Below are 21,719 nucleotides of genomic sequence, written 5' to 3' on the forward strand. Positions count from 1 at the left end.
AAAAACTAAGACAACTATTGAAAGAGGTCTAGTAGAAATTGAATCACGGAATATATTACAAGAGTTTTCTTCTGAACAGGTTTATAAACTTTTAAAAAAAGACCTCGCCATAAAGCTTAAACAAGTCAAATTGAAGATTGAAGGTTTGAGAAGTAAACTGAGGCAATTAGGAACTGAACAGAAATGGTTTGACTGGGTTGACAATTTCTCAGAACATATCAAAACTCAAACCAATATTTCAGACGAGATGAAAAAGGAGTTTCTCAAGGTTATAATAGATAAAATAACAGTGAACTATGATAATGAGAATAAACTGCACCTTTTAAATATTAATTTTAAAATACCTGTCGTATTAGAAAAAGAAAAGGGTTCCGAAAACGGAACCCAAATATCTATTATGCCAGTTAAACGAGGTCGTAAAAAGTTAAATCAACTCACCCCCGTTCGTGACTACTCCACCGTTACCGATTTAGCTAAGTTTCTTGGCTGATCTACATTTTTATTTAATAAAACAGCTATATGATAAGATAGTAATTGTAGCGGTATCGTTGTTAAAAGTGGGGTTAATACTTCTAAAGTTTCCGGTACTTCAATAATATGGTCTGCTAGGTTTTTAACATCTTCGTCTCCTTTTGTTACAATACCAATTATTTTACCTTTTCTAGATTTTATCTCCTGTATATTACTTACAACTTTTTCATAATGTCCTTTCTTGGTTGCAATAACAAAAACTGGCATTTGTTCGTCTATTAATGCAATAGGGCCGTGTTTCATTTCTGCAGCAGGATAGCCTTCAGCATGTATATATGAAATCTCTTTTAGTTTTAAAGCTCCTTCTAAAGCAACGGGGAAATTAAATCCTCTTCCTAAATATAAACAATTTTTAGCGTCTTTATATGTTTCTGCTACTTGTTTAATGTGGTTATCGGATTTTAAGGCTTCTTCTACTTTTCCTGGAATTAATTCTAATTCTTGTAGATGTAAATGGAATTTAGAGTTTGAAATACTTCCTTTTTCTTTAGCTAGTTTTAACGCTATTAATGTTAAAACTGTTATTTGTGTTGTAAATGCTTTTGTAGAAGCGACACCTATTTCTGGGCCAGCATGTGTGTAGGCTCCAGCATGCGTTTCTCTTGCAATAGATGACCCTACAACATTACATACACCAAATACAAAGGCTCCTTTAGATTTGGCTAACTTAATTGCTGCAAGTGTATCGGCAGTTTCTCCTGATTGAGAAATAGCAATCACTACATCTTTTTCTGTAATTACAGGATTTCTATATCTAAACTCTGAAGCGTATTCTACCTCTACAGGTATTCTTGCTAAGTCTTCAAAAATATATTCTGCAACTAAACCTGCATGCCAAGAGGTACCACAAGCAATAACTATAATTCTGTTAGCGTTTAAGAATTTTTCGATATTATCGTCTATTCCAGACATTTTAATAATGCCTTGTTTTGCTCTTAAACGGCCTCTATATGTGTCTTTTATTGCACTAGGTTGTTCATGAATTTCTTTTAGCATGAAATGTTCATAGCCACCTTTTACAATTTGCTCTAAATTCATTTGTAGCTCTTGTATATAAGGTGCTACTAATGAGTCGTTTTTAATTTTTCTAATTTTAACACCTTTTTTGCGTCTTACAATGGCCATTTCTTCATCTTCTAGATAGATGGCTTTTTTGGTGTATTCTAAAAATGGTGTGGCATCACTTGCAATGAAAAACTCATCTTCTCCAATACCAATAGCTAAAGGGCTACCAAGTTTTGCTACAACAATTTCGTTTGGTTTGTTTTTGTCGAAAACCGCAATGGCGTAGGCTCCAATAACTTGATTAAGTGCGATTTGAACGGCTTTACCAAGTTTTACGTTTTCATTTTTCTTTACATCTTCAATTAAGTTAATTAATACCTCGGTATCTGTATCTGATTTGAAAGTGTAACCTCTTTTTATTAATTCTTGTTTTAAAGATTCGTAGTTTTCTATAATCCCGTTATGGATTATTACTAAATTTCCAGAGTTAGAGTAATGAGGGTGAGAGTTAACATCGTTTGGGACTCCATGAGTAGCCCATCTTGTATGTCCTATTCCTACTGTTCCGCTTTCGTCTATTTCTTGATCTACACGTTGTTCTAAATCTGCAACTTTACCTTTTGTTTTTGAAAGTTTAATGTCCTGTCCGTCATATAAAGCTATTCCTGCACTATCATACCCACGATATTCTAATCGTTTAAGGCCTTCTAGTATTATTGGGTAGGCTTCTCTTTCTCCAATATATCCGACAATTCCACACATAGTTTTTAATTTTCTGTTTCTGTATAATATATTTCAAATTCAAGACGTTTTCCTTCAGGAATATTGTCTTTACTTCCGTGTAAAACAGTACCTTTAGGGGATAAAATACTTGTTACAGGAAAAGTGTTTATAGTAGCGTCATCATCGTCTTCAACAATGCCTTGAATTTTTGAATTGTTTATTATGTTTACATTGTTTGCTATATAAACTCCTAATTTTACATTTGTAGAATCTCTTAGTAATAAGTTGTTTATGTGCTCTGTTAGTCTAAACTTATAGCTTACACCATTGTCGTTACTGTCTCGTTTTAATATTTCAGAATAGCCAATTTTAGATTTCGTAGGTTCTGATGTATTTGTACTACCATCTAATAAATAATCTATTATTGGTGTGTTATTTTTTAAATCGTATAATAACAATCGGTCAGGTTCGTTACCAGCAACATCGTCTTGGTTTACATATAAAACTAAGTTAGCTTCGTTAATAAGCCATCTATCTTCTTTATCTTTAAAATAAGTGAATGCGTCAACTGGTGTACCTTCATCGTCTACTGTACCATTAAATAATTCTATAACGGCCATAGAGCCATCTCCTCCTTTAAGGTGTAGTTTATCGTCTCCTATAGTTGTGTTTGGTGCAACGGGTAAATTAAAGTCATTATTTATAGTATTTACTTTAATACCTCCTCCAAAAGCCAATCTGTATAATGTAGGGTTTCTTACATTTGTCCCCTCATCAATTTCTTCTTGATTTGTATAGTCTAATACAATGCTAGCCAATGAATTCGTTAAATCTAGCATTTGCATGTTACCACCTGTACCAGATGTGTTTTCTACTTTAAAGATTAAGCCTCTAAAAAATTCATTAAAGTTATTAGCATTACTTAATACGTCATTTTCTTCATTGGCAATAATTAAATTTTCCCAAAAATCATCAGGAACAATGTTAGGATCATTTAAGTCTACTCTTAAAGACGGTGGTATGCGTTCTTCTATTACAGGAGTTATGCCATCATCTTCAAAAACTAGGTTTCCGTCGTCATCAACTTCTTGTATTCTAATCTCGTCTATACTAGGTGTAAAATTGTCATTTACATATAAAAGCTCTCCAATTTGCGCGCAAAAAAGATCTTCTTGGTTAGAGTAATAGGCTTGAGATTCTTCAAAATTTGTATTAGGATCTAAGTCTCTTAATAAATAATTACTTCTGTATATAGATAATTTAAACTTAGCTTGAGGGTTAAAACCTCCATATATAGAGTCAAATTTATACTCATTGTTTCCATTTTCATCTGTAGATTCAATTGAAGTAAAATATGGTACTGTTAGCATAACAGATTTTATTCTAGAAATAGACGCATCTGTTGGGGCTTCACCAAAATCTGGGTTGAAATTTGTTGGTGTAATTTGTGCAACAATACCCGCAGTAGTAGTACCGTATACAGAGTTAGGGTCATTGTAAACACCAAATAAATTACCTGGCAAACCATTTGCTTGTATCCCGGTTGTGTTGTCTGTAATTTTTTGAGAATAAGAAACTACAGGGAATTTTATGCTGTTTGTTGAGAAGTTTTTAATCCCTTGGATGTCACTATCTAAATTAGAGAAATCTTTGTCGCAGGCTATCGTTACAAACAGGATAAGTGTTAGTAAAGCTAACGATTTTAGGGTGTTCGATATCTTTTTCATAAATATATTTTAATGCTCTTTTTAGCTATACAACGCTAGTATTGTAGAATTCTGTATATGCTTCAGCAAATTCGTCTTTTTCTTTAAAGTCTAAAACAGGCTTTTCTGAAGTTTTTAAATAGCTTTCTAATTCTTCCGGAATATCTTGAGAACCAATAATTAGTGCATCTGAATGATCTATTGCAACCTTCATCAAATTATTGTATGATGGTTTCTCTAAAACTTTAATAGCCTTTGTGTCGATATTATCGAAAGCTATTTTGTTAATCATATCATTATTTAAAGTGTCTTCAAAACTTTTACTGTAAATAGAAGTTACTATTTTACTTTCGTTAAATAAAGGTTCGTCTTTATAAAATTGTTTTAAATAAAGAGGTAATAATGAGGCTAACCAACCATGTACGTGAATAATATCTGGAGACCAGTTTAATTTCTTTACCGTTTCTATAACACCTTTGGCAAAGAAAATAGCTCTCTCATCGTTATCTGGAAATAAATTTCCTTCTTCATCAGTTAATGTTGCTTTTCTTTTAAAGTACTCGTCATTATCTATAAAGTAAACTTGTATACGCTCTTTTGGTATAGAAGCCACTTTAATAATTAGTGGCATATCCAAATCGTTAATGACTAGGTTAATACCAGATAAGCGAATAACTTCATGCAATTGATGTCTTCTCTCGTTTATATTACCATATCTTGGCATAAAAATTCTTATTTGCCCGCCTTGTTGATTAACCATTCTTGGAGTTTCAAATGACATTGAAGAAATCTCCGTTTCTGGTAAATAAGGAACAACTTCAGACGACACATATAATATCTTTTTATCTTTCATACGATAGTTTTAATGTTAACGTTGTACACAAAAGTCGTTCCTTTTTTGGAAAGAAGTTTTGTTTACAATCATAATATTTAGTTAAGCTTTAGAAAATTCTAAAATAAAAAACACGCAAAAGTACAAAATTTTATGCAGATTGCTACTAAATATATTAAGTTTGCACGCGTTAATTTTATATTAAAAATGAAGGTTTTTTCAAATAAAACAGAAATTCAAAACCATATAAGCGGAGAAAAGGATAAAAAAATAACCTTTGGATTTGTACCAACAATGGGAGCTTTACACAATGGACACTTGTCTTTAGTAAAAGAAGCACTTTTAAATAATGACTATGCAGTTGTTAGTATTTTTGTAAATCCAACACAGTTTGATAATGAAGAAGACCTTATAAAGTATCCAAGAACTTTAGAGAGAGATGTTACACTTTTAAAAACAGTTTCTAATAAAATAATAGTTTACGCACCTAGTGTAGAAGATATTTACGAAGGAAACACGAAGTCTGAACAATTTAGTTTTGATGGATTAGAGTTTGAAATGGAAGGCCGTTTTCGCGATGGACATTTCGATGGTGTGGGGACCATTGTTAAACGTTTATTTGAAATTATAACACCAGATAATGCTTATTTTGGTGAGAAAGATTTTCAACAATTAGCAATTGTAAAAAAACTGGTAGAAAAACATAACATACCTGTACGTATAATTGGTTGTAAAATACATAGAGAAGCTAATGGCTTAGCAATGAGTTCTCGTAATGAACGTTTAAAACCAGAATATAAAATAGCAGCTCCTTTTATTTATAAAACACTAAAAACTGCCAAAGAAAAGTTTGGCACAAAAAGTGCTAAAAAAGTTACGGAGTGGGTTGAAAAAGAATTTGCAAAACATAAATTATTAGAGTTAGAATATTTTATAATTGCAGATGTAGAAACCTTAAAACAAGTAAAACGAAAATCTAAATCTAAAACCTATCGTGCTTTTATTGCAGCTTATGCAGATGATATAAGATTAATAGACAATTTAGCACTAAATTAATTACCTTTGCCTCATGCAAATACAAGTAGTAAAATCTAAAATTCACAGAGTAAAAGTTACTGGCGCAGAACTTAACTATATTGGTAGTATAACTATAGACGAAGATCTAATGGATGCTGCGAATGTTATACAAGGAGAAAAAGTTCAAATTGTGAATAACGATAATGGAGAGCGTTTGGAAACTTATGCTATTCCTGGACCAAGAAATAGCGGAGAAATCACATTAAATGGAGCCGCAGCACGTAAAGTAGCTGTTGGAGATACGCTTATATTAATTACTTATGCTTTTATGGATATAGAAGAAGCTAAAGTGTTTAAACCATCGTTAGTTTTTCCTGATGAAGCAACTAATTTACTAAAATAGGTTTTGAATAAAACAATACTTAAACTATTAAAAATAATGCTCCCAATACTATTGGGAGTTTTTTTAGTATGGTATTCTTTACAAGATGTTCCCTTGTCTACGATTTTTAAGTATTGGAAAGAAGCAAATAAAAGCTGGATTGTTTTAGGTGTTTTTATTGGGTTGTTAAGTCATTTGTCTAGAGCTTATCGTTGGTTGTTTCAATTAGAGCCTTTAGGGTTTAAAGTTAAGTTTGGAAACAGTATAATGGCAGTTTTTGCTACCTATTTAATTAATTATACTATTCCTAGAGCTGGTGAAGTGGCTAGAGCATCTATTCTTACAAATTATGAAGGTGTTCCTTTTGAAAAAGGTTTTGGTACTATTGTAGCTGAGCGTGTTGCAGACTTGTTAGTTATGCTAATTATTATTACTATAACCCTATTTTTAGAATTTGATTTTATCTATAGCTTTTTAGTAGAACGGTTTAACCCAATTAAAGTAATTATAGGCATAACGGGTTTAATTATAGTGGGAGCATTTTTTGTATTTTATATTAAAAAAAGTACAACAGGAATTGCTTTAAAGATTAAAAATTTTGTTACAGGATTAATAGAAGGGGTTTTAAGCATTTTTAAGATGAAGAAAAAATGGCCTTTTATTTTTCATACGTTCTTTATATGGGGAATGTATGTTTTAATGTTTTATGTAACTAGTCTATCTATTCCAGAATTAAACAATGTCCCTTTTGGTGCTATTTTAATAGGGTTTATATCTGCTAGTTTTAGTATTGCTGCCACAAATGGCGGGATTGGGTCTTATCCTGTAGCAGTCTTTGCTGCATTTTCTATTTTTGGTATAACTAAAGATCCAAGCTATGCCTTTGGGTGGATTATGTGGGCTTCGCAAACTGTAATGATTATTGTTTTAGGAGGGCTCTCACTCTTATACCTGCCAATTTACAACAGAAAGAAATAATTTGTACATTGCATTGTAAATTAAATTTAACCTACAATGCAAAGATTATTCTATTTTTTCGTTTTTATTTTCTCATTTCAGCAAATAACAGCTCAAACTATATATAAAGAATTTGAGTCTTCAATTTTAGGCGAGTCGAGACAATTAAAAATACAAGTGCCTAGAGGATACGACGATACCGATAAAAGTTATCCCATTGTTGTTGTTTTTGATGGAGATTATTTGTTTGAAATTGTTGCGGGTAACGTAGATTATTATTCATATTGGCAAGATATTCCAGAAGCTATAGTTGTTGGAGTTAATCAAGTAGAGTCAAGAGATAATGATACAAACTACTCCGAGCAAAACTCATTGCCATTAGATGAAGGTGCAGAGTTTTTTGAATTTGTTGGTATGGAGCTAATACCTTACATAGAAAAGGTGTACCGTACAGAAAAATTTAAAGTAGCAGTAGGTCATGGTCAAACCGCTAACTTTATTAATTATTTTTTATTAAAAGATGTACCATTATTTCAATCTTATATAGTGTTAAGTCCAGATTTAGCACCAGATATGACTAGTTTTTTAAAAGAAAGATTATCTGGAGTAGAGACAAAAACATTTTATTATTTAGCAACGTCTAATAAAGATGTAAAGCATATAAAAAAGGGAACAGAGGCTTTGAATACAGCTTTATCTTCAATAGATAATAAAAACCTATTGCGCAGTTTTGATAATTTTGATGGGCCTTCTCATTATTCTCTACCTGCACATGCTATACCTAAAGCTTTAGAAAGTATCTTTTTTGTATTTCAGCCTATATCTAAAAAGGAATATAAAGAGACTATACTTAAGTTAGATACTTCTCCTGTAGATTATTTAAAAGAAAAGTATGCCACTATAAAAGATTTGTTTGGAATAGAGAAACCAATTTCAGTTAATGATTTTAGAGCAATTGCCGCAGCAATTAAAAAAACCGAAAAGTTTGAACATTACGAAGAGCTAGGTAAATTGGCAAGAAAAGAATACCCAGATACGTTACTTGGACATTACTATTTAGGGAAGTTTTATGAAAAAACGGGAAAACCTAAAAAAGCAATGAAGACCTATCAATCTGCTTATATTTTAGAAGAAATAGGAGGGATTACTAAGGATCAAGTTTTAGAATTATCCGAGCAGATTAAAGCAGATTTCGGTTACTAATATTAGATAACAATAAAATAATTCCAGTTTCTGGAAAATAAATATGGCAAAAGTTAAAACAACTTTTTTCTGTCAAAGTTGCGGTACGCAATACTCTAAATGGCAAGGGCAATGTACAGCGTGTAAAGAATGGAATACAATTGTAGAAGAGTTAATACAAAAACCAGAAAAGAGTGATTGGAAAACGCCTACTAATACAACAAAACGGGTTTCAAAACCGTTAAAATTAAAAGATATAGACTCTTCTCAAGAGGCGCGATTAGATACTTTAGATGAAGAGTTTAATCGTGTGCTTGGTGGTGGTATTGTGCCAGGATCTTTAACACTTTTAGGAGGAGAGCCTGGTATAGGAAAAAGTACATTATTACTCCAAATTTCATTAAAATTACCATACAAAACACTGTATGTTTCTGGAGAAGAAAGCCAGAAGCAGATAAAAATGCGAGCAGATCGTATTAACCCAGAGAATGATAGCTGTTATATTTTAACAGAAACTAAAACCCAAAACATATTTAAGCAAATCGAGGCCTTAGAGCCAGATATTGTTATTATAGATTCCATACAAACCTTGCATAGCGATTATATAGAATCGTCTAGTGGTAGTATTTCGCAAATAAAAGAATGTACTACAGAGCTTATTAAGTATGCAAAAGAGACAGCAACGCCAGTTATATTAATTGGCCATATAACTAAAGATGGACACATAGCTGGGCCAAAAATTTTAGAGCATATGGTAGATACGGTATTGCAATTTGAAGGCGATCGTAACCATGTGTTTAGAATATTAAGAGCACAAAAAAACCGTTTTGGTTCTACTAGTGAGTTAGGTATTTACGAAATGCAAGGCACTGGCTTACGAGAAGTAAGTAACCCAAGTGAAATACTGGTTTCTAAAAAAGACGAAGAATTATCTGGAAACGCTATTGCTGCAACCATAGAAGGTATACGTTCTTTAATGGTAGAAGTACAAGCATTAGTTAGCACAGCCGTTTATGGAACACCACAACGAAGCGCTACAGGATTTAATGCTAAACGATTAAATATGTTGTTAGCCGTTTTAGAAAAGCGAGCAGGTTTTAGGCTTGGGGCGAAAGATGTGTTTTTAAATATTACAGGAGGAATTTCTGTAGACGATCCTGCAATAGATTTAGCAGTAGTTGCTGCGATATTATCCTCTAATGAAGATATGGCACTTCAACGCGATTTTTGTTTTGCCGCTGAGGTAGGTTTATCTGGAGAAGTGAGACCAGTACAACGTGTAGAACAACGTATTTTAGAAGCCGAAAAATTAGGGTTTTCTACCATATTTGTATCTAAGTATAATACTATTACTTTAAAAGATACTGCAATTAAAATTCAACTACTTTCTAAAGTTGAGGATTTGGTAGGGTTAATTGTTTAAGTCCATTTATACTAATAAATTATTGAAACGTATTAAATAGCGGTATCTGTAAACCTATTAAATAAGGGGTAAACAACCCTAGATTTTAAGGTTGGCGCACGCACAATTCATTTATACTTTCAAAATACATTTGTAGTGTCAAATATTAAACAATAATTACAAATGGAAACTAAACTAGAAAAAACACAACAATTTGAATTCGATGCACAAATGCAAGAAATAAATGTATTGGCAGCGGCTAAATCTAATCCATACCATTATGTTGGTAAAATGCACAATGATGCTTTAGCTTATATTGTTGACAAAGTAAAAAAGCCAGATGCCAAATTGTTAATAAAGCATGCTTTAGAATATCAAGCGCTTGCCGATAAAGGGTTTATTAAAACTTTTGATGATGTATTTGTCGATACATTAGCATTACAAACCGATAGGTTGCTAAGCCATATCCAAAAAAATGATGGAGTAACACTAGGAATTCTTGATATCTTAACTTTAGATGAAGAAGTTAAAGACAAGTTATTCTGGCTAATTTTTACAATTTTAAACTTCGATCAAAACAATCAATCTATAATTGAGACTCTAGAAAGATTATCGTCATGGGAATTTAGAATAAGCCATTCTAAATTAATGATAGAACAACAACAAGTATTACTGTCTGCTAGTGCTATAGCAAGATATAGTTTAGATTATTGGACAGAAAATTTACAGCTTGAAGCCAAAGCCAATAGAAAGAAAAAATGTTTAAGAGCAATATTTACCGTATGTGCAGATGTTATTGGAGGTGTTGCTGGAGCAGTTGCAGGAACTACAGTAGGAGGACCAGTAGGAGGTGTTATTGGTGCTGCTGCAGTTGGGAGTGCAATGTCGGGAGGAGCAAATTTAATTTTTAGAGATTAATAGTTAAAATATAATCAATGCTATAAGTTCAGGGCTTTGTATTATATTAAGTTAAGCTACATTTTAGAAATAAGATGTAGTTTTTTTGTTCTAATTGAATAAGGTGTAGTTTGTACATTTATTATTACTGCTTGTAAATAATAATAGTAGTTATAAAGTATATATAATAGATTTGAGATCATTAAAAATCAATCTATTATGAAACGAACAGTTATTTTTTTATTAGCCTTTTTAAGCCTGTCATTAAGCTTTTCGCAAACTATTAATAAAGAAGTTGTAGACGATAAAGGGAAGCCAAAATTATTAGGAGTTGTAAATAAAGAAGGCTTAACGACAACTAATTATGCTAAATGGTTTAATGAAAATTACAGCGAATACTTAGTTAACGATAAAGTTATAAATCAATTAAAAGACTCTATAAAAGGTTATACTATAAAAGTGTTTTTAGGGACATGGTGTGGAGATAGTAAACGACAAGTACCACGTTTTTATAATATTCTTGATGCAGTAAAATTTCCAGAATCTCAACTAGAAGTTATTGCTGTAGATAAAACAGAAGAAGCCTACAAACAAAGCCCAACAGGCGAAGAAAAAGGCTTAAATATACATCGTGTTCCAACCTTTATTTTTTATAAAGAAGGTAAGGAAATTAATAGAATAGTTGAATCTCCTAAAGAAACATTAGAGCGAGATATCCTTAAAATTGTTACAACAAATAAGTATATGCCAAATTATATGGCAGCTAATTATATGCATACTTTATTTCAATCGAATACTATAGAAGCTTTAAAATTATTAGAATCTACATTAGTGCCTAGACTTGCCGAATTTGTAAAAGGAAGTAGAGAATTAAACACTTTAGGTTATATGTATTTAAGAAGCGATCAAACGGAAAAAGCACTATATGTTTTCGATTTAAATACAAAGATATTTCCTTATAAATATAATGTTTATGATAGTTTGGGAGAAGCTCATTTTAAAAGCAAGAATTATGCTAAAGCATTAGAGCATTATAATAAAGTTTTAGAATTAAAACCAGAAGATGAAAACGCTTTGATGATGTTAAGTAAAATAAGAAAAAAACTATAATAAAAAGGTGGTTACATCCTGTTAAAGAGCGTTTTAATCCTCTTGTTGCATTCTTTTTTTAGTGTGTTATTTGTATTGTTATTAATTTAAAATATATGTATTATGGCACCAAGAAATTGTAATGAAGCAAGAGTTCAATTAAGAAATCTAGAAAGAGCAATAGACCTATTTTGGGTGTTAAGCTTTCTTATTGGAGGTGTTGTTGGTATCGTCTCTTTAGGGTTAACAGCAACTGTTTTAGGGACATTAGCAGCTATAGGCATAACAGCAGGGACAGCGGTAACTTTAGCTTATGTTTACCGTAGGCTTTCAAAAGGAGCAAGAGATTTGCGTCAATGGATGGCAGATAATAACTGCTAGAAGAATATTATTTAGTATGTAAAATAAATTATTAGAAATAGAGTTTTAATACTACTAACTTAATATGTACAATTATTAAATCTCTCTATATAATATTCTTTTCATTATTGTTGATTGGCTGTAGAACTCAAGAAAAAGAAGAACAATCAATCACTCCAAGAATAGTTGATGCTAGTGAAAAAGTGATCTATAAAAAAGAGTCACCAAAGCTAGATAGTGTAAAACTTAACATTAATTTTAAACCCAAGGGAAATTATAAACTACACAAAACTAAAATTAGAGAAGATAAAGGCCATTTTAAAACGTTATTAGCAAACAATGCAAGTAAAGCAATAGATACCGCTTCAAAATACCTTTACACAAAACTAATAAACGATATTGTGCCACATTGGTATAATACCCCTTGGGATTTTAATGGGCACACTAATACGCCCAACAAAGGCGAAATAGCTTGCGGTTATTTTGTGTCTACCACATTAAGGCATGTTGGATTTAATGTTAATCGTTATAAAATGGCGCAACAAACAGGTTTAAACGAGGCAATAGCGTTGCAACCCAAAGAGGAGCTTAAAATATTTAGAAACTTAGATTTTAATACTTTAAAAAGTAAAATAAATAAGGCTTATAATAATGGTATTTATTTTGTAGGATTAGATAATCATGTAGGGTATGTTTTAATACATGATAAAATCCTATATTTTTTACATTCTAGTTATTACGATAATAAAGTGCTTATAGAGTTAGCAGAAACGTCTCCGTGTTTTAAATCTAAAATTTATGTATTTGCAGAAATAACAAGTAATAGAAACCTCGTGAAAAAATGGATTTTAAATGAGGCTTTGTATATTCCTCAGTAATAAATTAAACAATCTCCATCTTTTTAAGTAAAAAACTAGCATTCATATTCTGGCAAATACCATGCTTTAAAGTATAATCGAAATGTAACTCATCGTTTATAATTTCGGCATCAAAATAATAGTTCTTAACATCCTTTAATTCTTGTTCAATTTCACAAAGACTTAAATCGTGAGTAGCAATAATTCCTGTAGCATTAGAAGCTACTAATTTTTCTACAAACTTACGTGAGCCAATAGCTTTATCGGTACTGTTTGTACCTTTTAAAATTTCATCTAGAATAATAAAATAAGGCTCTTTTTGTATAGTGTCTACAATAAATTTTAAACGTGTTAATTCTGAAAAGAAATACGAGCTATCATCTGTTAACGAATCGCTTGTACGCATGCTGGTAATTAATTTTACTGGAGCATACGTGCTAGCTTTGGCGCATACAGGTAAGCCTACATTAGACATAACAATATGTAATGAAACCGTACGTAAAAAAGTACTCTTGCCAGCCATGTTCGCTCCAGTAACAATAAAGAATTCCTGTTTATTAATAAGTAAGTCGCTATCTACACGTTTATTTTTATTTAATAAAGGATGCCCTAAATCTGTAGCTTTAATAACCGATGGGTTTGTGCTAATTTCTGGAAACACAAACTGTGGGTGATTAAAGGTGTAGCTTCCTAAGGAATTGTATGCATCGAAAAAAGAAACGACTTCAAACCAATCTTTAACAGTATTTTTATAAGTCTCAATCCATTTCTCGATATTATAGGTTTGTTTTATATCCCATAAAAATAATCCATTACCAAAAATGGCAGAAATAATATTGTTTCTGTTATCTAAAGCATCAATATGTTGTGAGAATAATTTAAAAATTGATGATGCTGTTTTTTGTTCCGATTGAATTTGCTTTTGCTTACTTATAAGTAACTCTGAATTAAAAGTTTCATTTTCAATCTCATTTAATAATAGAGAATATTGTCTAAAGGTATCTTTAATTTTGCTAGTGTTTGTAGCAAGAGTATTTATTTTTTTTACAAATCGGCCAGTAATACCTAAGCCTAATAATAACCAATATAAAAACAATAACGGAGGTGCTATACTAAAAATAATAAGTATAAAAACAGCAACTGAACCTAACGTGAACGCTAGAGGAAGCCATTTAATAAAAGAGGGTAAAAAGGATTGATGTGATTGTAACCATTGTGTTATAACGGGAGCAGGTGTCTCAACTTTTATAAGAGAAGCAATAGCAGAAAAACGTTGACGCCAATCTGGTTTTTTTGCTAAGTTATCTATCGCTTTTTGGCGCTCTATAATACCATCAGTTTTGTTTGCAATTAAAGCATTGGCTAAAACAGAAGTCCCTTCATTAGTAGAAGACCTATTTATAAACTGAAAAAAAGAACCTCTACCAAATAAGTCGATATCTAAACTGTAGTAATGAGATGGGTCTTGAAATTGAGAACCATCTGGTCTATCGTGAAAATCACCAGAAGCAATTTTTAGTTCCTCTTCATTAATAGAAACTAAAGCTTGATGTAAATTTCGTTTTGCTTTTAAATCGGTATACTTAGATAATAAAAATAGAAATGCAGATAGTCCTAAAACACCAATAATTATTGCTATTTGCCATGTGCTAAACGTTAAATAGATAGCAAAACCAGTAGCTAAAAAAACTAACAAGCGAAATAGACTAAGGCTTGTTAATTGCTTTTTTAATCGAGAAACCTCAATAGTATGTTTTTGTAATTGTTGCTTAAAATACGTTTTAGGATCGGTCATTATAATTTAGAGGCGTCTAGTGCTTTAAATACGTTAATAATGGTTTGCACAGCATTTTTATAAAATTCTGGGTGAATATTTTCGTAATCGTCTGTAGGTTTGTGGTAATCTTCATGATCTGCAACACCAAAATAAATAAAAGGAATTTTGGCTTTATGAAACGCAGCATGATCACTAGAAAAGGTCCAATTCTCTTTACCATCTTCTCCATCATGTCCCTTAGTTAATTTTAATGTATCTGTATTAAAACGATCTATAACAGGAATAAATTGAGTATTGTAGCGTGTGCCAACAGCAAATAATTCGTTATCATCACTTCGGCTTACCATGTCCATGTTAAGGTTTAGTTTTATTTTGTTGTTAGGAATAATTGCACTTTCAACAAAATGATAAGCCCCCTTTAAACCTAATTCTTCACCATCAAAAGCAGCTAAAATAACGTTATGCTTTGGTGGGTTTTTCTTAAAGAAATCTGCAAAAGCAAATAAAGCGCTTACGCCAGAGGCATCATCATCTGCTCCATTATATATTTTACCATCTTTAATACCTTCATGATCGTAATGGGCGCTAATTACAATATACTCTTCTGTAGAATTGGTGCCTTTAATAAGACCTAAAACATTAGTAGCATTATATGTTTTTCCTCTCCCACTAAATGAAAAATCTTGTTCGTAACTACCATTTAAAGGAAGTACCTCTAAAGTTTTAAACTGCTTAATAATGTATGCTTTTGCTTTTTTTGCACCTTCTGTACCAGTTCTTCTACCTTCAAAAGCATCAGACGATAACGTTTTTACATGTTGTAATAAGGCATCAGAATTGTAAACGTAATCCTTAGACGGGGATTGCGTTTTACTAACGTGTTGTTTTCCGCTTTTACAGTTAAAAAATAAAGCAAAAATTAATACATATAATACTGTGAGTTTACGAAACATAATACTGTTGTTTAAAAAGCTAACATTGTATTAGCTATATGGTTATAATACAATTAAAATAAAGGTATTTTAATTGTTGTTTGTTTAATCTAGCCTAGAGCTTGTTTTAAATCGTTAATTAAATCCTCTACATCTTCTATACCAACACTTAATCTAATTAAAGAGTCTACAACACCTATTTTTTCACGATCTTCTTTAGGTATACTAGCATGAGTCATACTAGCTGGATGCCCAGCCAGAGATTCTACACCTCCCAAAGACTCAGCAAGTGCAAATATTTTTAAACTTTCTATTGTTTTAATAGACGCTTTGTAGTTATTTCCTTTTGTTGTAAAAGAAATTATGCCTCCAAAACCTTTCATTTGAGATTTTGCAATATCATGATTTGGGTGATTTTCAAAACCTGGCCAATAGACTTTTTCTACTTTTGGGTGCGAAGCTAAAAACTCTGCAATAGCCTTCCCATTTTCGCAATGGCGTTGCATTCTTACATGTAAGGTTTTAATACCACGAAGCGCTAAAAATGCATCTTGTGGCCCACAAATAGCGCCACTAGCATTTTGAATAAAATAGAGTTTACTAGCTAAGGCTTTATCTTTTACAATTAAAGCGCCCATAACTAAATCGCTATGTCCACCAATATACTTAGTGGCAGAATGCATAACTATATCTGCGCCTAAATCTAGAGGTCGCTGTAAATAAGGTGTGGCAAAAGTATTATCTACAGCTAATAGTATATTGTGTTTTTTAGCAATAGAAGCAGTTGCTTTAATATCTATAATATTCATCATTGGGTTAGTTGGTGTTTCTACCCAAATTAGTTTTGTATTATTATTAATATACTGTTCTATAGTTGCAGCATTTTCCATGCCTACAAAATGAAACTTAATGCCAAACCCTTGAAATATTTTAGTAAACAATCTATAGGAACCCCCATATAAGTCATTAGTAGAAATAACTTCATCTCCGGGTTTTAGTAATTTCATTACCGCGTCTATTGCTGCTAAACCAGAGCCAAAAGCCATTCCAAATTCCCCATTTTCTATACTAGCAAAAGCATTTTCTAAAGCTTGTCTTGTAGGGTTGTGTGTTCTGGAGTATTCAAAACCTTTATGACCGCCTGGAGTAGATTGTGCATATGTAGAGGTCTGATAAATTGGTGGCATTACCGCACCATACGCAGGATCGTGATGTTGTTTACCGTGTATTGTTTTAGTGTTAAATTTCATGTGTTTGTAGCTTTAAAGAAGTTAAACCTTTGGTAGGTTTTCATCTTAAAAGTTTTGATTACAACAAAAATAGCTTTTAATTCGTTGTATTCAAATGTAAACAATGTCTTTAATCTATGTTTAACAATTCTATCTTTAAAAGATTTCAAATAGCAAGCTTTATGTTTTGTATAATATGCTTGCATTCTTGTAAAAAAGAAGTTGTTCTTAATTTTTCAGAAACTAATATTTTAGTAGAAAGCGATGCTATTGTAGAAATTAATATGCCAAAGGCAGAGGGGAAAACAGAGGCTTCTAAAAATATAAATAACACATTAGAGTCTTTTGTAAATAATGCACTAACTGTAGATGCCGCAAAAACAGCTAAGGCTAGTATAAAAGAAAATATAACAGCTTTTGGAGAATCTTATACTTCCTTTAAAGCAGAATTAGAAAAATTATCTTTAGATAATTTACCTATATGGGAAGCTGTAGTAGATGGAGAAGTGCTTTATAAAAATGAAACTATAGTTTGTATAGCTATGAATTCGTCTATAAACACAGGTGGTGCGCATAGTAATATTATTACTAAGTTTTTTAATTTTAATAGTACAACAGGAAAACCTTTAGAGTTTCAGGATTTATTTAATGACGTAGATGGTTTTAAAACCATAGTGAAAAAATATTATGATAAAGAATTATTAACAGGTTATGTAAATCCTAATGTAGACTTTAAAGAAGACGACTTCCAATTGCCTAAAACAATAGGGTTTAGCGATGATGGTGTTATTATCTTTTACGACACACTAACGCCAGCAGATGAACCTTTGGAATTTACAATTCCTTACGAAGTTGCTAATAAATATTTAAAAGTTTAAAGCGACTTTTTAAGTGCTAAAATATAACCTAAGTGAATGCCTTCATGAAAGTTATTAAATGTAATAGCATCTTCCACATTAGTTAAAGTGCTTTTTGTAGAAACAGTGTAGGTATTGTAATGCTTAAAAATCTTGGCATTATAATCTTCTTTTGTTTGTTCTATAGTAGAAAATAATAACCCTTTTATTTCGTCAACTTCATCTTGCGTTGCAACGTGTTCAGTTTTGGTTCCTTTTTTATATTTTAAAACTAATTCTTTTGAAACTAGCATAGGTAACTCAGATAGGCTATAGACTAATAACTGCTGTGTAACAACAGTGTGCGCAATATTCCAAAAGATATTATTAGAAAAACCAGCTGGAACTTTGTTTAATTCTTCTAAAGTATAATGCTCTAAAAACGATTTAAAAAGCATACGGTTTTTTATAGTAATGTCGAAAGCGAAATCCATAAGTATTATTTTGGGATAAATGTATATAGAATAAATTAATTCTGCCATAATTAAAAAGAAAATTAAGTTTGATGGATTTACTCAAAAATGAATTTACTTTGCAGGCATAAATCAATAAAAACCATTCTAACAAAAATAATATGAATAAAATATATTACTTAAAAACATGTAGTACCTGTATTAGAATATTAAAAGAATTAAATGTGCCTTCGCATTTTATTTTACAGGATATAAAAACTGAAGCAATTACAGAAGCTCAGTTAGAAGAAATGAAAGATTTAGCAGGAAGTTATGAGGCCTTATTTAGTAGGCGTGCAACACTTTATAAATCTATGGATTTAAAAAATAAAGACTTAACAGAAAACGATTATAAGAATTACATTTTAGAACACTACACCTTTTTAAGCCGCCCTGTAATGATTATAGATGGCGTTATATTTGTTGGTAACTCTAAGAAAAATGTAGAAGCAGCAAAGCAAGCTTTATTAGCATAAAAAGTAAATATATTATAGTTTTTAAGGGTATAACGTCTATAGAATGAAACAAGCACAAGTTAGAATTTTTGCCTTATTGGCTGCTTTAGCAGTACAATTTTTGTACGGTTTAAATTATACGTTTGCAAAAGACGTTATGGCTGGAGGTTTTCTTGATGCGACAGCTTTTGTAATAATACGTATTGGTGGAGCAGCGCTTTTATTTTGGATATTTAGCTTTATAGGGCCCAAGGAAAAAATAGAAAAAAAAGACTATTTAAAATTCTTTTTTGCAGCACTCTTTGGAATAGCCATTAATATGCTTCTCTTTATAAAAGGATTGCAGTATACCTCTCCAATACATGCATCGGTAATTGTAACTATAACGCCAGTATTAGTACTTATTATGTCGGCTATATATCTAAAAGAAAAAATAACTATTTTAAAAATTTCAGGTATTCTTTTAGCATTTGTAGGAGCTATTGTATTAACAGTTTATGGCAAATCGTCTTTTGAAGGTGATAATGTTGCTTTAGGGAATTCGTTAATATTAATAAATGTAACAGCCTATAGTATATATATTATTTTAATAAAAAAACTAACCTATAAATACCATCCGTTTACATTTATAAAATGGCTATTTCTATTTGGGTTAATTCTAGTCATCCCATTTGGTTACAGCGAATTAATAGCTACCGATTTTTCTAAATTTACACCTTATGCCTATTTTGCTGTAGCATTTGTAGTTGTTGGGGCAACATTTGGTACCTATATTTTAACTCCATTATCTTTAAAACATTTAAAGGCTTCAACCGTTAGTATTTTTATCTATATGCAACCAGTTATTGCTGGTCTTTTTGCTATTATAATGGGAAGTGGTAGTTTAACAAGTGTAAAACTTCTTGCTACTGCTTTAATTTTTTCTGGAGTTTATTTAGTAACTAAAAAACCAAAATTACAAGCTTAAATTTATGGGTTTTCTACCATGTAGCCTTGTGTCTTCTTTAGTTAATACTTTGTAGTCTTTAGCTTTTGGAAAAACTTTAGTTAACGCTAATAACTCTTCTGGCAAGGCAGATAGTTTTCTCGTTTTTAGGTCTATCCAAGCACCAAATATTTCGCAATACGCCAAATTTTCTCCTTTATGATTATAGAAATTATGGTCGAATTTAAAAAACATACCATCTTCACTTAAACCAGAAACTTCCAAACTTACAGTTATAGGTTGGCCATGAAACGCTTCTTTAAAGTAATGTACATGCTCATAAAAAACCACAGGACTTACACCAAACTTTACCATTTCTTGCATGGTAAAACCTTTTTCTACTAAAAAGGCCATTCTAGTGTGGCTCATAAAATTAATGTAAGCAGAGTTTGCTAGGTGTCTATTAGCATCAATATCACTCCAGCGTATTTCGAAATTTTTAGTGTACATAAAACTTTAAATTATAGAGTGCAAATTTAAAGTTTTTTATGGCATAAAATCTTAATCTTTTCTAAAGCATCTGTTTTCATTACCTTTGCTCAACTTTATAAAATAGTTTATGATACATTCAATGACAGGTTATGGTAAATCTGTAGTACAGTTACCAACAAAAAAAATAACAATAGAGCTAAAATCTCTTAATAGTAAAAACCTGGATTTAAATGCAAGAATGCCTTCCATTTACAGAGAAAAAGAATTGGCTCTAAGGAAAGTAATTGCAAAAGAATTGGTGAGAGGAAAAGTAGATTTTTCTATATATGTAGAAACAACTGCAGAAGATACCTCTACAAAAATTAACACACCAGTTGTTAAGCAGTATATGAAACAGTTAAAAGAAGTAACATCTGGAGAAGAGATAGAGCTTTTAAAAATGGCTGTTCGTTTTCCTGATGCTTTAAATACAGAGCGAGAGGAAATAGATGAAAATGAATGGCAAACCATAGAAACTGAAATAAAAGAAGCTATTAAAAGCATTAAAAGTTACAGGCTAGATGAGGGGAAGGTTTTGGAAGCAGATTTCAAAAAACGAGTAGCAATTATAGATGATTTACTTGAAAAAGTAATTGCAATGGATCCAGAACGTGTAGAAGGTGTAAGAGAGCGACTTAGAAAAGGAGTAGAAGAATTACGAGAAAAGTATGACGAAAATCGTTTTGAGCAAGAGCTAGTCTATTATATTGAGAAATTTGATATTACAGAAGAAAAAGTACGATTAAAAAACCATTTAAATTACTTTATAGAAGCCTTAAATTCTAAAGACTCTAATGGAAAAAAATTAGGATTTATAGGACAAGAAATGGGAAGAGAAATAAATACTATTGGTTCTAAAAGTAATTATGCGCCAATGCAACAATTAGTTGTACAAATGAAAGATGAATTGGAGAAAATTAAAGAACAACTTTTAAATGTGCTTTAATAATTAAATTTCTAATAAAAAACTAAAATTAAGAGATCCCAGTGTTAGATAAGACAAATAAAAATAACGGAAAACTTATAGTATTCTCTGCACCATCGGGTTCAGGAAAAACAACATTAGTAAAGCATTTATTAAAGCAAGAAGAACTTAATTTAGCGTTTTCTATTTCTGCTGCTTCTCGAGAACCAAGAGGACAAGAAGTAGACGGTAAGGATTACTACTTTTTATCGTTTCAGGAATTTAAAAATAAAATTAAAGCCGACGAGTTTTTAGAGTGGGAGGAAGTATATAGAGATAATTTTTACGGCACATTAAAGAGCGAAGTAGAGCGACTTTGGGCATTAGGAAAACATGTTATTTTTGATATAGATGTTTCTGGAGGACTCCGTATTAAAGATAAATTCCCAGAGAGAACCTTAGCTGTTTTTGTAAAACCGCCAGATTTAAACGAATTAATAAGACGATTAAAAAATAGAGGAGAGGAAACCGAAGAAAAAATTAGCATGCGTGTAGCAAAAGCTCCTGCCGAACTGGCTACTGCTAGATCGTTTGATGTTATTATTGTTAATGATAATTTAGAAAAAGCATTAAAAGAAGCAGAAACCATAGTTGGGGATTTTTTAAAAGAAAAATAAA

At 31.3% G+C, this 21,719-nt stretch carries 23 protein-coding genes; 15 read left to right on the forward strand and 8 right to left on the reverse strand.

The window, feature by feature from the left end; genetic code table 11:
* Positions 1-490 (forward strand): hypothetical protein (locus tag ACVC08_RS06230; RefSeq protein ID WP_452601417.1); only part of this gene is annotated, 490 nt, incomplete at its 5' end.
* Here ACVC08_RS06230 and glmS read toward each other — a convergent pair.
* From glmS to ACVC08_RS06245, 3 genes are read right to left on the reverse strand one after another with little or no spacing between them, the layout of a single operon-like run.
* On the reverse strand, positions 451-2,298 hold the full coding sequence (gene glmS / locus ACVC08_RS06235; RefSeq protein WP_452601418.1) for a glutamine--fructose-6-phosphate transaminase (isomerizing): 1,848 nt from the start codon (positions 2,296-2,298) through the stop codon (positions 451-453). The genes ACVC08_RS06230 and glmS overlap by 40 nt on opposite strands.
* A gap of 5 nt (positions 2,299-2,303) precedes the next feature.
* Entirely contained in the window at positions 2,304-3,986 is a 1,683-nt protein-coding gene (locus ACVC08_RS06240) for a DUF4270 domain-containing protein (RefSeq protein ID WP_452601419.1), read from the reverse strand.
* 25 nt (positions 3,987-4,011) lie between these two features.
* Positions 4,012-4,818, reverse strand: a complete 807-nt coding sequence (locus ACVC08_RS06245; protein ID WP_452596999.1) for a glycogen/starch synthase — start codon at positions 4,816-4,818, stop codon at positions 4,012-4,014.
* Positions 4,819-5,004: 186 nt separating this feature from the next.
* On the opposite strand from ACVC08_RS06245, the gene panC reads away from it, so the two are divergent.
* The 9 genes from panC to ACVC08_RS06290 all read left to right on the forward strand — a co-directional run bounded on the left by panC (position 5,005) and on the right by ACVC08_RS06290 (position 12,961).
* Positions 5,005-5,853: a pantoate--beta-alanine ligase gene (gene panC / locus ACVC08_RS06250; RefSeq protein ID WP_452601420.1), complete on the forward strand. Its 849-nt coding sequence runs from the start codon at positions 5,005-5,007 to the stop codon at positions 5,851-5,853.
* Positions 5,854-5,866: 13 nt separating this feature from the next.
* Positions 5,867-6,217, forward strand: coding sequence for an aspartate 1-decarboxylase (gene panD, locus ACVC08_RS06255; RefSeq protein WP_452601421.1), 351 nt, complete (start codon positions 5,867-5,869; stop codon positions 6,215-6,217).
* A 36-nt stretch (positions 6,218-6,253) separates the two neighbouring features.
* Positions 6,254-7,174 (forward strand): lysylphosphatidylglycerol synthase transmembrane domain-containing protein, encoded by a 921-nt coding sequence (locus tag ACVC08_RS06260; RefSeq protein ID WP_452601422.1) that lies wholly within the window; start codon positions 6,254-6,256, stop codon positions 7,172-7,174.
* 36 nt (positions 7,175-7,210) lie between these two features.
* Complete coding sequence (locus ACVC08_RS06265) at positions 7,211-8,356, forward strand: alpha/beta hydrolase (protein ID WP_452597003.1); 1,146 nt, start codon at positions 7,211-7,213, stop codon at positions 8,354-8,356.
* 43 nt (positions 8,357-8,399) lie between these two features.
* The gene (gene radA / locus ACVC08_RS06270; protein WP_452597004.1) at positions 8,400-9,758 is read left to right on the forward strand and encodes a DNA repair protein RadA; all 1,359 of its coding nucleotides are present in this window, start codon (positions 8,400-8,402) and stop codon (positions 9,756-9,758) included.
* Between the two features lie 162 nt (positions 9,759-9,920).
* Positions 9,921-10,655 (forward strand): hypothetical protein, encoded by a 735-nt coding sequence (locus ACVC08_RS06275; RefSeq protein ID WP_452601423.1) that lies wholly within the window; start codon positions 9,921-9,923, stop codon positions 10,653-10,655.
* A gap of 198 nt (positions 10,656-10,853) precedes the next feature.
* A complete protein-coding gene (locus ACVC08_RS06280; RefSeq protein WP_452601424.1) occupies positions 10,854-11,744 on the forward strand; it encodes a tetratricopeptide repeat protein in 891 nt (296 codons plus the stop codon).
* A gap of 102 nt (positions 11,745-11,846) precedes the next feature.
* Positions 11,847-12,104 carry a hypothetical protein gene (locus ACVC08_RS06285; protein ID WP_452597007.1) on the forward strand — a complete coding sequence of 86 codons (258 nt, stop codon included), beginning with the start codon at positions 11,847-11,849 and terminating at the stop codon, positions 12,102-12,104.
* Between the two features lie 107 nt (positions 12,105-12,211).
* Positions 12,212-12,961, forward strand: a complete 750-nt coding sequence (locus ACVC08_RS06290; protein WP_452601425.1) for a hypothetical protein — start codon at positions 12,212-12,214, stop codon at positions 12,959-12,961.
* 4 nt (positions 12,962-12,965) lie between these two features.
* Here ACVC08_RS06290 and ACVC08_RS06295 read toward each other — a convergent pair whose 3' ends face one another.
* The 3 genes from ACVC08_RS06295 to ACVC08_RS06305 all read right to left on the reverse strand — a co-directional run bounded on the left by ACVC08_RS06295 (position 12,966) and on the right by ACVC08_RS06305 (position 16,899).
* Entirely contained in the window at positions 12,966-14,735 is a 1,770-nt protein-coding gene (locus tag ACVC08_RS06295; protein WP_452601426.1) for a MutS-related protein, read from the reverse strand.
* A complete protein-coding gene (locus ACVC08_RS06300; RefSeq protein WP_452597010.1) occupies positions 14,735-15,670 on the reverse strand; it encodes a M28 family peptidase in 936 nt (311 codons plus the stop codon). Before ACVC08_RS06300 ends, ACVC08_RS06295 begins: the two co-directional genes overlap by 1 nt.
* Positions 15,671-15,759: 89 nt before the next feature.
* Positions 15,760-16,899: a cystathionine gamma-synthase gene (locus tag ACVC08_RS06305; protein WP_452601427.1), complete on the reverse strand. Its 1,140-nt coding sequence runs from the start codon at positions 16,897-16,899 to the stop codon at positions 15,760-15,762.
* A 161-nt stretch (positions 16,900-17,060) separates the two neighbouring features.
* On the opposite strand from ACVC08_RS06305, the gene ACVC08_RS06310 reads away from it, so the two are divergent.
* The gene (locus tag ACVC08_RS06310; RefSeq protein ID WP_452597012.1) at positions 17,061-17,756 is read left to right on the forward strand and encodes a PdaC/SigV domain-containing protein; all 696 of its coding nucleotides are present in this window, start codon (positions 17,061-17,063) and stop codon (positions 17,754-17,756) included.
* On the opposite strand, the gene ACVC08_RS06315 is transcribed toward ACVC08_RS06310, so the two are convergent.
* Positions 17,753-18,256 (reverse strand): DinB family protein, encoded by a 504-nt coding sequence (locus ACVC08_RS06315; RefSeq protein WP_452601428.1) that lies wholly within the window; start codon positions 18,254-18,256, stop codon positions 17,753-17,755. The genes ACVC08_RS06310 and ACVC08_RS06315 overlap by 4 nt on opposite strands.
* 92 nt (positions 18,257-18,348) lie before the next feature.
* Here ACVC08_RS06315 and ACVC08_RS06320 point away from each other — a divergent pair, with 92 nt between their 5' ends.
* On the forward strand, positions 18,349-18,702 hold the full coding sequence (locus ACVC08_RS06320; protein ID WP_452601429.1) for an arsenate reductase family protein: 354 nt from the start codon (positions 18,349-18,351) through the stop codon (positions 18,700-18,702).
* Between the two features lie 43 nt (positions 18,703-18,745).
* Positions 18,746-19,648 carry a DMT family transporter gene (locus ACVC08_RS06325; RefSeq protein ID WP_452597015.1) on the forward strand — a complete coding sequence of 301 codons (903 nt, stop codon included), beginning with the start codon at positions 18,746-18,748 and terminating at the stop codon, positions 19,646-19,648.
* Here ACVC08_RS06325 and ACVC08_RS06330 read toward each other — a convergent pair.
* The gene (locus tag ACVC08_RS06330; RefSeq protein WP_452597016.1) at positions 19,637-20,116 is read right to left on the reverse strand and encodes an acyl-CoA thioesterase; all 480 of its coding nucleotides are present in this window, start codon (positions 20,114-20,116) and stop codon (positions 19,637-19,639) included. The two genes, ACVC08_RS06325 and ACVC08_RS06330, sit on opposite strands and share 12 nt — an antisense overlap.
* A gap of 109 nt (positions 20,117-20,225) precedes the next feature.
* On the opposite strand from ACVC08_RS06330, the gene ACVC08_RS06335 reads away from it, so the two are divergent.
* Both ACVC08_RS06335 and gmk read left to right on the forward strand, forming a co-directional pair.
* Positions 20,226-21,083, forward strand: coding sequence for a YicC/YloC family endoribonuclease (locus ACVC08_RS06335; protein ID WP_452597017.1), 858 nt, complete (start codon positions 20,226-20,228; stop codon positions 21,081-21,083).
* A 41-nt stretch (positions 21,084-21,124) separates the two neighbouring features.
* Complete coding sequence (gene gmk, locus ACVC08_RS06340) at positions 21,125-21,718, forward strand: guanylate kinase (protein WP_452601430.1); 594 nt, start codon at positions 21,125-21,127, stop codon at positions 21,716-21,718.
* Position 21,719: the final 1 nt, after the last annotated feature.

The organism is Pontimicrobium sp. MEBiC06410 (assembly GCF_053601615.1).

Bases quoted from the DNA above. Each gene is read 5' to 3' on its own strand.
- ACVC08_RS06245 (WP_452596999.1), bottom strand. From the start codon at position 4,818: ATGAAAGATAAAAAGATATTATATGTGTCGTCTGAAGTTGTTCCTTAT.
- ACVC08_RS06305 (WP_452601427.1), bottom strand. From the start codon at position 16,899: ATGAAATTTAACACTAAAACAATACACGGTAAACAACATCACGATCCT.
- ACVC08_RS06325 (WP_452597015.1), top strand. From the start codon at position 18,746: ATGAAACAAGCACAAGTTAGAATTTTTGCCTTATTGGCTGCTTTAGCA.
- ACVC08_RS06240 (WP_452601419.1), bottom strand. From the start codon at position 3,986: ATGAAAAAGATATCGAACACCCTAAAATCGTTAGCTTTACTAACACTT.
- ACVC08_RS06260 (WP_452601422.1), top strand. From the start codon at position 6,254: ATGCTCCCAATACTATTGGGAGTTTTTTTAGTATGGTATTCTTTACAA.
- glmS (WP_452601418.1), bottom strand. From the start codon at position 2,298: ATGTGTGGAATTGTCGGATATATTGGAGAAAGAGAAGCCTACCCAATA.
- ACVC08_RS06275 (WP_452601423.1), top strand. From the start codon at position 9,921: ATGGAAACTAAACTAGAAAAAACACAACAATTTGAATTCGATGCACAA.
- ACVC08_RS06300 (WP_452597010.1), bottom strand. From the start codon at position 15,670: ATGTTTCGTAAACTCACAGTATTATATGTATTAATTTTTGCTTTATTT.
- panC (WP_452601420.1), top strand. From the start codon at position 5,005: ATGAAGGTTTTTTCAAATAAAACAGAAATTCAAAACCATATAAGCGGA.
- ACVC08_RS06295 (WP_452601426.1), bottom strand. From the start codon at position 14,735: ATGACCGATCCTAAAACGTATTTTAAGCAACAATTACAAAAACATACT.
- ACVC08_RS06265 (WP_452597003.1), top strand. From the start codon at position 7,211: ATGCAAAGATTATTCTATTTTTTCGTTTTTATTTTCTCATTTCAGCAA.
- ACVC08_RS06280 (WP_452601424.1), top strand. From the start codon at position 10,854: ATGAAACGAACAGTTATTTTTTTATTAGCCTTTTTAAGCCTGTCATTA.
- radA (WP_452597004.1), top strand. From the start codon at position 8,400: ATGGCAAAAGTTAAAACAACTTTTTTCTGTCAAAGTTGCGGTACGCAA.
- ACVC08_RS06320 (WP_452601429.1), top strand. From the start codon at position 18,349: ATGAATAAAATATATTACTTAAAAACATGTAGTACCTGTATTAGAATA.
- ACVC08_RS06315 (WP_452601428.1), bottom strand. From the start codon at position 18,256: ATGGCAGAATTAATTTATTCTATATACATTTATCCCAAAATAATACTT.
- ACVC08_RS06285 (WP_452597007.1), top strand. From the start codon at position 11,847: ATGGCACCAAGAAATTGTAATGAAGCAAGAGTTCAATTAAGAAATCTA.
- ACVC08_RS06310 (WP_452597012.1), top strand. From the start codon at position 17,061: ATGTTTTGTATAATATGCTTGCATTCTTGTAAAAAAGAAGTTGTTCTT.
- ACVC08_RS06335 (WP_452597017.1), top strand. From the start codon at position 20,226: ATGATACATTCAATGACAGGTTATGGTAAATCTGTAGTACAGTTACCA.
- ACVC08_RS06330 (WP_452597016.1), bottom strand. From the start codon at position 20,116: ATGTACACTAAAAATTTCGAAATACGCTGGAGTGATATTGATGCTAAT.
- panD (WP_452601421.1), top strand. From the start codon at position 5,867: ATGCAAATACAAGTAGTAAAATCTAAAATTCACAGAGTAAAAGTTACT.